The organism is Paraburkholderia bengalensis (genome assembly GCF_037126505.1).
GTDB classification, from domain to species: Bacteria; Pseudomonadota; Gammaproteobacteria; order Burkholderiales; family Burkholderiaceae; genus Paraburkholderia; species Paraburkholderia bengalensis.
In genome coordinates, this window is the sequence record NZ_JACFYJ010000023.1 from 14719 (window position 1) to 27912 (window position 13194).

Consider the following 13194-nt stretch of genomic DNA (forward strand, 5'->3'; position numbering starts at 1 on the left):
GCAGGAAGAATCTGCGGATGCGCGCTTCGCCGCGGGAAGCGGACTATACGCTCTGGAAAGTCCGGCTGTCGGGCCGTATGCCGTCGAAAGCACACGTCAGCAAGCGATGTACCGCTTCATACGAGAGCGGCCTCGGGTTGTAGTAGGGAGCCTGCATGGCTACCGTGGCGGCAGCGTGAATATCGGTTGAGCGAAGACCTAGCGCATCGAGAGACGCGGGTGCATCGAGCGAGCGGCCAAGGTCGTGCAGCGCGGCGGCGGGCTCTTGCGTCTCCAGTGCCTTGCACAGGCGTTCGTGGGCCGCTGGCGCGGCGGGCAGATTGAACGCCATCGAATAAGGCAGCATCACCGCATGCGTTTCCGCGTGCGGCAGATTGAACATTCCGCCAAGCGTGTGGCACAGCTTGTGATGCAATGCCATGCCGACACTCCCCAGCACAGTCCCGCACAGCCAGGCACCGTACTGGGCGGCTTCGCGTGCCGCGATATCGTCCGGCTGCGTGACGATGCGCGGCAGCGCATTCGCGAGGCTGCGGATGCCTTCTTCGGCGAAAAGCGACATCACGGGGTTGGCGTCCTGCGCATAGAGCCCTTCGGCGGCATGCGCAATGGCATTGAGTCCGCTCGTTGCCGACAGCGACGCGGGCAAGGTCAGTGTGAGGCACGCGTCGTAGATCACGGTGCGCGGCAGCACGCGATAACTCTTGCCGGTCTTTTTCTCGCTGGCCGACGTCATGCCGTAGATAGGCGTGACTTCGGAGCCGGCGTACGTGGTGGGAATGGCGAGAATCGGCAACGAGGTTTCGAGCGCAATGGCTTTCGCGAGTCCGAGCGTGGAGCCGCCACCCGCTGCGACGAGTCCGTCCGCGCCCGCTGCGAGCGCCGCCGCGACCCCTTCCTGCGCGGTTTCGACGGGCACATGCATGACGGCCCGATCGAACATGTCCGCGCAGCGCTCGCCCGCGAGCTTGCGCACGCGGTCGGCAAGAAAGCGCTGCTCGGGCGTGCAGAGCACGAGCGCGCGGCGGATGCACAGTTCATCCAGTTCATCCGCGAGGCGCTCGATCGCTCCCGTGCCAAAGACGATGCGGCCGGGCCGGCTGGTGTAGGTGAAGGCAATCATGAGGATGGGCTCAGGACGAAGTCGAATGAGAGCGTGCTGAACGGCGTCGCCATCACCGTACCGTCGGGCGCCGTGCCACGTTCGTGGCGAGTCCATGGCGCAATCAGCGACGAACGTACGCCGAATACGGCGTCCGAGTCGAGGTAACGATCGCCCTCGCGGAAAACGTGCGTGACGAGCCGTTCATAGCCGGGCGCCGAAATCATGAAATGCAGATGCGCCGGGCGCCACGGATGACGCCCCAGCGCTTCGAGCATGCGTCCCACGGGACCATCGTGCGGAATCGGATAGGGCTCCGCCACGATCGAGCGAAAGTGATAGCGTCCATCGGCAAGGCTGTGCAGCACGCCTCTTGCGCGATGCGTGTCGGCGTCGCTGGTCTGGACATCGTAGAAGCCGTCGGCGTCCGCCTGCCAGACTTCGATGCGCGCGCCGCTCACCGGCTCGCCGTCCTGGCCGCGCACGACACCCGACACGAAGCAGGGTTCGCCGCGCGCGCCGTTTGCGACGTCGTCGCCGTTGCGGTATTCGGGCGCATTGTCGACGAAGAACGGGCCGAAGACGGTTGCTTCCGTGCAGCCGTTGGGCTTGCGATGCGCCATTGCCGTCACGAGCATCGACAGGCCCAGCGTATCCGACAGCAGAATGAATTCCTGGCGGCGGTCGTCCGTGATATGACCGACATCGGTCAGAAAGCGGATGCCGGTTTCCCATTCGCGCTCGGTCAGGCCGACCTCGCGGGCGAAGGCGTGCAGATGCCGCACGAGGCTCGTGACGATCGTCTTGAGCCGCTCATCGGGCGCGTGTTCGTGGCGTGCAAGAACGGCATCCGTGATGGTGTTCTCGTCGAGGTTTCGCATTGATCGAATCCGTTGATATGACTAGCGGTTGTCGACGCGCTTGAGGAACGGACGGATATCCACGCTGCGCCAGATTCCCGCCTTGTTGAACGGGTCGTTGCTGTTAAAGCGCATCACGTCGCCGATTTCGTCTGCTTCGAAAAGAAAGAAGCTGCCGATCATCGTTTGCTGATCGCCTGCCAGCAGCGGGCCGGACATGACCATCCTGGCCGGCGAAGTGGCCAGATAAGCCTTGTGTTCTTCGTAATGGGCAAGACGGCGTTCGACCATGTTGTCATGGTCGAGGCAGTAGACGGTGTAGTGCATCGCAACTCCTGAATGAAGTGAGAAAAGAATTCAGCGGCAAATCCCGGCTTGCGCTTCGACAGCGCGCACGATGGAGAAGAAGTCCAGATCCGCGCCGTCGCCCTCTGCGTAGTGCGCGAACTGCTCGCGCACGAGCGCCGCGGCTGTCATCGGTACGCCGGCCTGCGCGCCCGCGTCGACCACGAGCGACATGTCCTTGAGCATTTGCCGCGACGAAAAGGCCGGGGAAAAGTCCCGCTTCTTCAGCGGATCGAGTTTGTATTTGACGAGCGGGGACGCCGCGACGCTTTCGCCGATCACCTCCAGCATCTCGGCCCAGTCGAGGCCGCCCTTTGTACCGAGCGTCAGCGCTTCAGCCAGCAGCACAGCCGTCGAGCCAACCAGATGATTGATGGCGAGCTTCAGATAACGTGCCTGCTGATCCTCGCCGACGTAGTACTGGCACGCGGACATCGCCTCGAAGACGGGCAACGCGCGGGCATACGCGCCCTGCGGGCCGGATGCGAACACGGTGAGCTGCGCCTTGTCGGCAAGGACCGTGCTGCCCGACACGGGCGCGCAGATATAGCCCATTCCGCGCTTGCGCGCCGCGTCGCGAACTTCGCCCGACGCCGTGGGCGAGACCGTGCTCATGTCGATATAGACAGTACCGTCGTGTGCGTTTTCGATTACGCCGTGTGTGCCGAGCGCGATCTTACGCAAGACGGCATCGTCGGGGATGATCGAGAACACGAGCGGGGCCGAACGCCCGACGCTGGCTAGGTCCTCAGCGCGGCGGGCGCCGAGTCGAACGGCTTCGTCGACGCGCGCTGCGTCGACGTCATACACGGTCACGTCGAATCCTGCCGCGAGCAGATTGCGCACGATCGGCGTGCCCATCTTGCCGAGGCCGATCCAGCCGATCGGTTGTGCGTGGTGTTTCTCTTGCGTTTGCGGCATGTCGTCACCGTACCTGGGGATTGATGAGAATCTTCATCTTGTCGCTGCCTGTGTCGCTCAGCACGTCGAAGCCTTTTTCGACGACATCGTCGGCATCGATCAGATCGTGGATGAGCTTTTCAACCGGGAACTTGCCGTTCGCGATCATGCCGATGATGCGCGGCCAGATCGTAACGGGGTAACACCACGTTCCTTCGATCCGAATGTCCTTCAGCGACCATTTCATCGGATCGACGCTTGCATTGCCGACGTGCAGACCGGCCTGGACCACGGCGCCCGCCGAACGCACGGCATCGACGCAGGCGTTCAGCGCATGCTGGTTGCCCGCGCATTCGATCGCAACATCGACGCCCACGCCTTCCGTCAAGTCGCGAATCTTTTGCGGCAGGTCGCCGTCGGAGGGATCGAAGATTTCAGTCGTGACGCCGAAGCCGGCCATCTTCGCGGCGCGCGCCGGATTGGGTTCGCTGACGAAGATCTTGGTGGCGCCCGCGGCGTGACAGGCGAGGGCAGCCAGTACGCCAATCGGACCCGCCCCTGTAATCAGCACCGTCGAGCCCACCGTGACGCCGCCACGGTCCACGGCATACAGAGCGACGGCAGCCGGCTCGATCAGCGCGCCCTGCTTGTCGCTGACGGTGTCGGGCAGGCGGTTCGCGTGATAGTCGTTGAGCACTGTGTATTCGGCCATACCGCCGCCGTCCCAGCTGAGCCCGACGCAACCCATCTTCGTGCAGAGATGGCGCATGCCGCGCGCGCAGTAATAGCACTGACCACACGACGCGAGCGGCATCACCGAGATACGGTCGCCGCGCTGCACGTTCTTCACGTCCTTGCCGACTTCGACGACCTCCGCGCTGAACTCATGACCCAGAACCTGAGGCGCTTTTGCTCCCGTCAATGCATGCGGCTCGGTCGGCACGACGATGGGACCCGCCTGATACTCGTGCAGATCGGTGCCGCAGATGCCGCACCACAGCGGTTTGACGATCATCTGGCTCGCGCCCATGCTCATCGGGTCGGGTACGTTTTCGACCCGGATATCGTGCGCACAGTGAAAACGCACTGCTCTCATATTCGACTCCTTGGTTAGACGGGCCATTTCGAATGGCCTCGTATGGATTTGGAAGATTCAGCGTTGCCGGCGGCTCACGTAGCACGCGGATGCGCCGATGATGATGACGCCCTTGACAATGATCTGCGCCTGCACGGGCATGCCGATCAGCAGCACGATGTTGAAGACGATGACGAGAATGGCTGCACCCGCGAGGCCGCCCACCAGCGAGCCGCGGCCACCGGAGAGCGCGAGCCCGCCCATCACAGCGGCGACGATCGAATCGAGTTCGAAGCCGCGCCCCACCCAGTTGTCGACGATGCCGACATAGCCCGACAGGATCAGTCCCGCCAGCCCCGCCAGCAGCGCACTGATCACGTAACACGCGATACGCACGGTGTCGGGACTCACGCCGACCAGCCTCGCGGCCACGGCGTTGCCGCCCACCATGTACACGCGCCGTCCGAACGTGGACAGATGCAGCAATGTGCCGAACACGATCGTGCACACGAACAGCAACAGCACGTTGACGGGCACTGCCCCGATCGAGCCTGTTCCCATCAGGTGAAAGAGCGGTGGTACGTTGCCGGAAGGCGCGCCCTGCGTGTAGGCGAAGCGCAGGCCGTCGAGCACGACGGCGGTGGCGAAGGTCGCGAGAAACGGCGACACCTGACGCTTCGTGACAAGCAGGCCGTTGAGCAACCCGGCACCGATGCACAGCACGAGCGTGACGCCAAAGACGGCGGGGGCTGAATGGTTCGTGTCGTCGAATGCAGTGGCAATCACGGCCGCCGTCGCCATCACGGAGGCAACGGACAGATCGAGTCCGCCCACGAGAATCACGAACACCTGGCCGACCACGACGATGCCGAGCGGCGCGAACTGCACCAGCATGTTGACGACGTTATCGGCGCGAAGGAAAGTGGGCGACCACGCGCCCGAAAGCGCAATCAGCGCCACGAGAAACAGATAGATGCCATAGCGCTGTACGACACGCAGCGACAGCGTGCGCACCGGTGGGGCGTCGCTGCGCGGAGCAACCGAGTTCATGCGAGCCTCCGCTTTTGCTGGACGTTGACGCAGACGGCGGCGATGATCGCGATGCCCTGCACGATGAGCTGATACTGCGACGGCACGCCGGCAAAGTTGATCAGATTGTTGAGCATGCTGAGCAGATACACCCCCAGCAACGTGCCGACGACACCGCCGCGCCCCCCGCTCAGAATCGTGCCGCCGACGACCACGGGCGTGATCGATGCCAGCGTGTAGTTGGCGCCGAGATACGGTTGACCCGAGCCGAACTGGGCGGCGAGATAAATGCCCGTGAAGCCGGCGCAGAGCGACGAGAACGTGTAGACGGATAGAATCACCCGTTTGCGCGGAATGCCCGAGAGCGTTGCCGCGTTGTCGTCGTCGCCGACGAGATAGACGTACCGGCCGAGGCGCGTATTTCGCATGAAGTACGACACGCCGGCATAAAGAAGCAGCACGACGGTGGCGGTGACGGGCACGTTGGCGTAGCGGCCGTAGGCCAGCGCGTCGAAGCCGTCCGGCACGCTGCCTGCGGGGCCGTTCGCGTAGTACAGAATGCCGCCTTGCAGGATGGCGCCCATACCCAGCGTGACGATCAGCGGATGCACGCGCAGCCACAGCACGAGCAGGCCGTTGGCCAGTCCCACCGCCACGGACAACGCAATCGCGATCGAAATCGCCATGCCCCATCCGCCTTGTGTCGCATCGGAGATGCCGGATGTGAGCGTGGCTGTCACGCTGATCAGCGAACCAACGGACAGATCGATGCCACCTGTCAGAACGGCGAGCGTCTGCCCGAGCGCGACGAGCGCAAGGCCCGTCGCCTGCTGATGGACGTTCAGCAGATTGGACAGCGTCGAAAAACGGTCGTTGACGTGTGTGCCCGTGACAAACAGCACAGCGATCAACACTGCGACGATGAATGGCGCCGCGTTCGGCGAGACGTGGCGTCTAATGAGCGTACGCATGAGCGCCTCCCGTCTGCGTGAGCTGCGTACCGCCCGTTGCGAGCGCCATGATGTCGTGCTCGGTCATCTGCTGGCCGCTGACTTCGCCCGCGATACGCCCTTCGCGCATCACCAGCACGCGGTCGGACATGCCGATGACTTCCTGCAACTCGGAACTGATCATCAGGATGCCGAGGCCGCGATTCGTCAGTTCGCGCATCAGGCGATAGATTTCCGCCTTCGCGCCAATGTCGACACCGCGGGTCGGTTCGTCGAGAATCAGCACGCTGGTGCACACGCGTACCCATCGGCTGATGAGTACCTTCTGCTGGTTGCCTCCCGACAGCGTTGCGACGCTGCCCGTGGGCCGCGCGCCCGCGATGCCGTATTCTCGGATTGCATCCGCGCCTGCCGTGCGCTCTTCTTTCGCTCTCAGCAATCCAAAACGGGACACGCGCCGCAGGGTAGTCGCCGTGACGTTCTGCGCGACATTCAGGTACATCAGCAAGCCTTCGGATTTACGGTCTTCCGTGACAAAGCCGAGACCGAGGCGGATCGCCGTTGCCGGCGTCATGCGCGTATGGCGCGCGCCACGCACTTCGACCGTGCCGCGCGCGGGCAGCGCGCCGAACACGCCGGACGCGAGTTCGGTGCGGCCCGAGCCGACCATACCGGCGAGCCCGACGATTTCGCCCGCGCGCACGCAGAGCGAGGCATCGACTACCCGATTGCCGACCTGCAGACCTGCGACGTTCATCAACACCGTGCCGCCCGGGGCCAGCCTGGACTTTGGCGGATAGATGTCTTTCATTTCGCGGCCGACCATCATGCGCACGAGTTCGGCGCGTGTCGTTTCCGGCACGGCTTGTGTGCCGATCTTACGGCCGTCCTTCATGACGGTCACGCGGTCGCACAGTTCGAAGATTTCATCCAGCCGGTGCGAGATGTAGATAATGGCGACGCCGCGCGCGCGCAGCACGCGCAGCCGTTCGAACAGGAGCTGCACCTCCTTGCCGGCGATGACCGCCGTCGGTTCGTCGAGGATGAGGACGCGAATTTCGCTCGCCATCGCCTTTGCGATCTCGACCATCTGCTGGCTCGCGACGGAGAGCGCGCCGACCCGCTCGCGCGGATCGAGTTGTACGCCGAGTTCGTGTAGCAACGTGGCGGCGCGTTCGTTCATCGTGCGGTGGTCGATCGTGCCGAAACGTGTGCGGGGCTCGATCCCCGCGAAGATGTTCTGCGCGACGCTCGACTGCGGAAACAGCACGAGTTCCTGATAGATGATGTGAACCCCGTGCGCCTTTGCGTCTGCGGGGGACTTCCACGCGACGGGCTGGCCGTCGAAGCACAATGCGCCCGAGTCCGGCAGATATGCGCCAGCGAGCACTTTCATCAGTGTCGATTTGCCCGCGCCATTTTCGCCGACCAGTGCATGAATTTCGCCGCCGCGCACGCCGAAGCTCACGTCATCGAGGCTCTTGACGCCAGGGAACTGCTTGACGATGCCGCTGACCTGGATCACGTCGGGCGGTGGCGCGACGCCATCACCTGAAAAACCCGATATGTGCGCGTTCATTTCTCACCCGGCAGCTTGATCTTGAACGTCGACGGGTTGTAGTCCGCTCCCATGCCGCCGTCGATGATCTTGTCAGGCGGGCCCTTCGCATCGACCACCTGATCGATGTACTGGTCGGGATGCGGCACCGATGCTGTCTCGTCGCCGCGCGTCAGCGCGATCTGCGGGCTGATCTCGTAGATCTTCGGCAACGGCTGACCCTGCAGCACCTTGAGCGCGACATCGAGCGACGTGCCGCCCATCGAAGGCGGATAGCCGATCTCGAGCATCGGAATCTTGTACTTCAACGCCAACTGCAGCGGACCGTTGAGGTCGGCTGTCGTGTGCGGCGGAATTTCACCGGGCTTGAAGCCTGCCGCAAGGAACGCTTCGATCGAGCCCGCGACGGGCAAGCCATGCGCGCACCATACGGCGTTGATGGTGTGCCCGTACTTGGCGATCATCGCCTGCATCTGCTGCTTGGCCTTCACGGGGCTCCAGTCGGAGTAGACCGTGTCGAGCACCTTGATGCCGGGATATTGCGAGAACACTTCGTGTGCGGCGGCTTCACGGTCGGCGCTGACGCTGGAGCCCGCCTGGCCCGCCAGCATGATGACGTTGCCCTTGCCGTGCAGCTTCTCGACGATCCATTGCGCCCACACGCGGCCCATCATCGCATCGGAACCCGTCACGAACGATACGAAGTTATCCGATGAAATGCGCCGGTCGACCATCACGACGGGAATGCCTTGTTTCATCGCACGCGTGACCACGGGGTCGAGCGCCTTTTGCGTGTTCGCACTGACGATCAGCAGGTCCACGCCTCGCGAGATCAGGTCCTGAATGTCGGCGGCCTGTTTGGCGTCGTCCATGTTCCCGTTGGTGATCAGCAATTGCTTGATCTGGTCGGGATGCTCGGCCGCGGCTTTCATCAGCGAGTGCTGCATTACGACGCGCCAGCTGTCGCCGAGTCCCGCGTTGGAAAAGCCGATCACGTAGGGCGGTTTCTTCTTGAACTTCGCGGTATTGGAGAACGGAATCTGCACCGCGGGATTGAACAGGAACGTGCGCGCCGCGCCGGTGTAGTCTGCGCGCGCGGCACAGGAGGCCGTCAGGATGAATGCCGCAGCGGCGAATACGCTTGCACGGTGAAAGCGGGTCGAACGACGCATGAATGTCTCCGTAAATGTTTTGATATCCGTCGGAAGATGCGCGCGTCGCCGTCCCTGCTTTTCAACGCGCCTGGCCGTCACATGCACCGGCAACGGGTTCTATAATCTGGCGTTACCGATGCTGGACACAGCGTGCTTCCCGACGGCGCCAATGTGGCATGGTTGACGGAGCGCATCTAGCAATTGCCATTACTAGTAATGGCAGTAACAGGGAAAGCATGAGGAGGCGAAACATGGAAAAGCAGCAGCGCCTGAATGAACTGGCCGATTTCCTGAGGACGCGCCGCGCACGTCTTCGGCCCGAGGACATCGACTTTCCGAGTGGCGCCCGCCGCAAGACACCGGGCCTGCGCCGTGAAGAAGTGGCCGAACGCGCCGGTATCAGCGTGACCTGGTATGCGTGGCTCGAGCAGGGCAGGGAAGTGAATGTGTCGTTCAAGACGATCGAAAGCCTCGCCAATGCGCTGAAGCTTTCGCCGCACGAGCGCACGCATCTGTTCGAGCTGGCCAATCACTACACGCCGCCTGGCCCGTATCCGATTGCACAGAACGTGACGGATACGGTTCGGCGCATGCTCGATCAGCTTGGCAACATGCCGGCGTATGTCGTCGACGGCAACTGGAACTATGTGACGTGGAACGAAGCAGCTGTACGCGTGTTCACCGACTTTCGCAAGATGCCTGCGGGCCGCTGCAATCTGCTGTGGTTCACGTTTCAGCAAGACGGCGCGCGTGCGCTCTTTCAGGGCTGGGACGCCTACGCGAAATGCGTGTTGGCGCAGTTTCGCGGCGACTACATTCTTCGACCTTCCGGTGAGGTTTTTTTGCGGGATCTCGTCGAAGAACTGAGCGATACGGATGCTGACTTCTGCCGCTGGTGGGCGGAACACGAAGTGCTCAAGCGCAGCGACTGGCGCAAGGTGATCGAGCATCCGGTAGCCGGGTTGCTCGAGCTCGATGCGCTATCGCTGGAAGTGCCCGATGCGCCGGGGATGCGCATCATGGTCTACACGCCCGCGCCGTCGACGGATACTGCCCAGCGCATCGAGGCGCTGATGAAAGCCAGCAATGCGGCTGCAATTCCCGTTCAAGCCGCTACGGTACTCGATACATTTCGAAAGTCGCGGGTTTCGAAAACAGGGCGCGGCGGATGATCTTCCAAACCAATCTTTTTTGCCCTTTTTCTGCCATTCGCTAGCGCCACGCAGCGATCGCGCGAACGGCCTTTAAAACGCCCGCACCCGTCGATGCCCGACGCGCGGATGTCGCTCCCAGAGGGCTCCATCGACGAGCCCCCGTCCTTTACGAAGTGGCCGGCTCAGGGCTGCTTGCTCCACAGATCGTCAATCGCGCGGATCGCCAGCAGATATCCATTTGCTCCTGCCCCGCAGATTACCGCCGTGGCCGCGACCGAGATGGTCGAGTGACGATATTCTTCCGAGCGCGCGTGGATGTTGGTGATGTGCAATTCCACGACCGGACGCCTGACGAGCTTGACTGCATCGAGCACGGGAATTCGACCGAACGAAAAGCCGGCCGGATTGATGATCAGTGCGGCATCCTGAAGGAACGCTTCCTGAATCCAGTCAATCAGGTCACTTTCGCTGTTGGTCTGACGGAATACGCAGTCGAACCTGAGCGCATCGGCGAGTGTCAGGCAGCTCTGTTCGATGTCCGCAAGCGTGCTGGTGCCATAGATGTGTGGCTCCCTGACGCCGAGCATGTTCAGGTTCGAACCATTGAGGATATAAAGTTTGCGAGTCATGGTTTCAATGTGTGGAGGAGCGTTCGAGGGCAGTGCCTTTGGTTTCCCGCGATACCGCAATCATGAGAAACGAGAGCAGATTCAATGAGCCACACACGGCGACGATGGCCCAGGGAGAGCCGTGAAAGGCATTCAGCAGCGCGACGGCGACAATGGGCATCGGTCCGCCAGTGAGCAGGTTCGCTCCTGAGTAGGACAGCGCGGACCCCGTGTAGCGTGCCTCGGTCGGAAAGGACTCGGCGAACCAGACAGGCTGGATGCCGCTCTGAAACTGCGTAAAGCCGAGGAACGCGCCCATCACGGCCATGGTCATGGCGATCGAGTTCTGGTTCAGAATCGGAAAGTAGACCAGGCAGCAGATCAGCGTGCAAAACGAACCGAGCATCAGCGCGCGCTTGCGTCCAATCCTGTCACTCAGATAGCCGCCCGCCAGTGCGCCCGCGATGGCGCAGACATTGGCGATCATCAACAGCATGAAGCCCGTCTGCTTTGGCACGCCGAGGTGTTTGGTCAGATAACTGAGCGAAAACACCACGATCAGATAAAAGAGTGCAGCAGGCCCGCAAAAGAACAGCGTCAGGCGAAGTGCCGTGCGCCAGTGGTACTTCAGCACGATGCCGAGCGGATTCGCGGCGCGTGCCCGTACGCCGCTTTTGTTGAGTGCCTCGAAGGCCGGTGTCTCGGATACACGACTGCGGATGTAGATGCCCAGCAGCACAAGAACAAAGCTGGCGAGAAACGGGATTCGCCATCCCCAGGAATCAAAATCGTCGGATGAAAGCACGGCCGCCAGCGTGAACAGCGTGAAATTGGCGAGAATCTGGCTAAGTGGCGAACAGATGCCGAGCAAGCCTGAATACCAGCCGCGTCGTGCTGCCGATGCGTGCTCTACCGCCATGAGTTGAGCGCCCGTCGATTCGCCCCCGAGCGCGAAACCCTGGATGATCCGCAGCGAAACCAGCAACGTCGGCGCGAGGATGCCGACCTGCTGATAGGTGGGCAGCAAGCCCATCAGGAACGACGACACGCCCATCACGGAGACGGTGACCAGCATCAGTTTGCGGCGACCCCAGCGGTCGCCGAGCATTCCGCACACGATCGCACCCAGAGGACGGGCGGCAAGCCCGGCCCAGAAACTGGCGAGCGACGCGAGCAGCGAGGCGGTCGGATCGAGGGACGGGAAAAAGAGCTTCGGAAAGACCGTGGCCGCGACCACGCCGTACAAAGCGAAATCGAACCATTCGAGCGCGGTGCCTACGGTTGCCCCGGCCACCGCCCGGCGCGCCATCTGGTGGGCCTGCGCGGACTGGCTCGCTGCGGCGAGATCCGGGTCAGCAAAAGATGACATGTTGTCTCCTCATTTCTGTGTGGTGAAACGTTCGTTGTCGTGCCGAACAAGTGCTATTGTTCGCGCTGCACAGAGGAACCGTTCCGCGGCGGAACTCCATTTCGTATTGTGGAAACCACAAGAGATGTCGCTCAAACAAGGCCTACGCATTCTCGATTTTCTGGCGTCGCAAGGCGAAGGCGCGGGCCTCGTGGCCATTGCCGACGCCTTGTCCCTGCCGCGCAGTTCGTGCCATCGCCTGCTCACTGAACTCGTTGCGGGCGGGTACGTCAGGCAACTGGTCGATCACAGCCGCTACATTCTGACAATGCGGATGACGTCGAACGGGCTCGAATTCCTGAGCCTCACGGGTATCGCCGATATTGCGCAGCCCATCATCGAACGTGTTGCCGCGCGGACGGGCGAATTGGCGAGGCTGTCGCTGGTCGACGGGGAAGCGATCATCTGGGTGGGCAAGGCGGATGGGCAGCGCGTCGGCTTTCGCTACGATCCGGACATGGGTCAGGCAGCACGACTTTCGTGCACATCGACCGGACATGCGTGGCTCATGACGATGACCGACGAACAGGCGCTCGCGCTCGTTCTGAAGCAGGGCTTCGGACAGCCGAACGAGTTCGGACCCAATGCACCGACGACAGTCAAAGCGCTGTTGGGGTTCCTGCAAGCCGCGCGTGTGCGTGGTTACGCGATGATCGACGAGGTGTTTGCGCCGCGAATGTCAGCGGTAGCAGTGCCCGTCATCAGCGGCTCGCGCTGCGTCGGAGTGATCAGTCTGGCCGGGCCACGGGTGCGCTTGACGGCCGGGAAGATCCACGAGTACTCGGTCCTGCTGCGCGAGGCTGCGAATGAGCTGGCCCAGTTGAGCAATATGGCGGGGTTCCCCAGCCGACCGCCGCTGGGCAAAGGATGACAGGACGGAACCAACGCCGTGCGGCCGCCGAGGCAGGAACTCTTCGATCGTACGGCGGCTTCTGATGCTTCGGCGTGGGTGGCCGAACGTCTCTGCATGGACGGCGGCACACCAGATCGTCGGATTGGTTACGTAGAGATCCTATTTAATTGATCTGTGACTGACGTGGCCGACCGGTTC

The 13194-nt window shown here is 62.6% G+C and carries 13 protein-coding genes; 2 read left to right on the forward strand and 11 right to left on the reverse strand.

Annotated features, from left to right (window positions below):
• Positions 1-43: 43 nt before the first annotated feature.
• Genes H3V53_RS15975 through H3V53_RS16015 form a run of 9 tightly spaced genes read right to left on the reverse strand, consistent with a single transcriptional unit; the run spans position 44 to position 8991 of the window.
• The gene (locus H3V53_RS15975) at positions 44-1123 is read right to left on the reverse strand and encodes a maleylacetate reductase (RefSeq protein WP_336598757.1); all 1080 of its coding nucleotides are present in this window, start codon (positions 1121-1123) and stop codon (positions 44-46) included.
• The gene (locus H3V53_RS15980) at positions 1120-1983 is read right to left on the reverse strand and encodes an intradiol ring-cleavage dioxygenase (RefSeq protein ID WP_336598758.1); all 864 of its coding nucleotides are present in this window, start codon (positions 1981-1983) and stop codon (positions 1120-1122) included. Before H3V53_RS15980 ends, H3V53_RS15975 begins: the two co-directional genes overlap by 4 nt.
• A 21-nt stretch (positions 1984-2004) precedes the next feature.
• Positions 2005-2289 carry a YciI family protein gene (locus H3V53_RS15985; protein WP_054922727.1) on the reverse strand — a complete coding sequence of 95 codons (285 nt, stop codon included), beginning with the start codon at positions 2287-2289 and terminating at the stop codon, positions 2005-2007.
• Positions 2290-2319: 30 nt separating this feature from the next.
• Positions 2320-3228 (reverse strand): NAD(P)-dependent oxidoreductase, encoded by a 909-nt coding sequence (locus H3V53_RS15990; RefSeq protein WP_336598759.1) that lies wholly within the window; start codon positions 3226-3228, stop codon positions 2320-2322.
• A 4-nt stretch (positions 3229-3232) separates the two neighbouring features.
• Entirely contained in the window at positions 3233-4303 is a 1071-nt protein-coding gene (locus tag H3V53_RS15995) for a 2,3-butanediol dehydrogenase (protein WP_336598760.1), read from the reverse strand.
• Positions 4304-4360: 57 nt separating this feature from the next.
• Positions 4361-5332, reverse strand: coding sequence for an ABC transporter permease (locus tag H3V53_RS16000; RefSeq protein WP_336598761.1), 972 nt, complete (start codon positions 5330-5332; stop codon positions 4361-4363).
• Positions 5329-6282 carry an ABC transporter permease gene (locus H3V53_RS16005; RefSeq protein WP_336598762.1) on the reverse strand — a complete coding sequence of 318 codons (954 nt, stop codon included), beginning with the start codon at positions 6280-6282 and terminating at the stop codon, positions 5329-5331. Before H3V53_RS16005 ends, H3V53_RS16000 begins: the two co-directional genes overlap by 4 nt.
• The gene (locus H3V53_RS16010) at positions 6266-7840 is read right to left on the reverse strand and encodes a sugar ABC transporter ATP-binding protein (protein WP_336598763.1); all 1575 of its coding nucleotides are present in this window, start codon (positions 7838-7840) and stop codon (positions 6266-6268) included. Before H3V53_RS16010 ends, H3V53_RS16005 begins: the two co-directional genes overlap by 17 nt.
• Positions 7837-8991, reverse strand: a complete 1155-nt coding sequence (locus tag H3V53_RS16015) for an ABC transporter substrate-binding protein (protein WP_336598764.1) — start codon at positions 8989-8991, stop codon at positions 7837-7839. Before H3V53_RS16015 ends, H3V53_RS16010 begins: the two co-directional genes overlap by 4 nt.
• 233 nt (positions 8992-9224) lie before the next feature.
• Between H3V53_RS16015 and H3V53_RS16020 the strand changes: the two genes are divergently transcribed.
• Positions 9225-10145, forward strand: a complete 921-nt coding sequence (locus H3V53_RS16020; RefSeq protein ID WP_035997509.1) for a helix-turn-helix transcriptional regulator — start codon at positions 9225-9227, stop codon at positions 10143-10145.
• A 164-nt stretch (positions 10146-10309) separates the two neighbouring features.
• Here H3V53_RS16020 and H3V53_RS16025 read toward each other — a convergent pair whose 3' ends face one another.
• The gene (locus H3V53_RS16025; protein ID WP_336598765.1) at positions 10310-10756 is read right to left on the reverse strand and encodes a type II 3-dehydroquinate dehydratase; all 447 of its coding nucleotides are present in this window, start codon (positions 10754-10756) and stop codon (positions 10310-10312) included.
• Between the two features lie 4 nt (positions 10757-10760).
• On the reverse strand, positions 10761-12104 hold the full coding sequence (locus H3V53_RS16030; RefSeq protein WP_419539505.1) for an MFS transporter: 1344 nt from the start codon (positions 12102-12104) through the stop codon (positions 10761-10763).
• A 124-nt stretch (positions 12105-12228) separates the two neighbouring features.
• Between H3V53_RS16030 and H3V53_RS16035 the strand changes: the two genes are divergently transcribed.
• Positions 12229-13014, forward strand: a complete 786-nt coding sequence (locus tag H3V53_RS16035) for an IclR family transcriptional regulator (protein ID WP_035997501.1) — start codon at positions 12229-12231, stop codon at positions 13012-13014.
• Positions 13015-13194 lie beyond the last annotated feature (180 nt).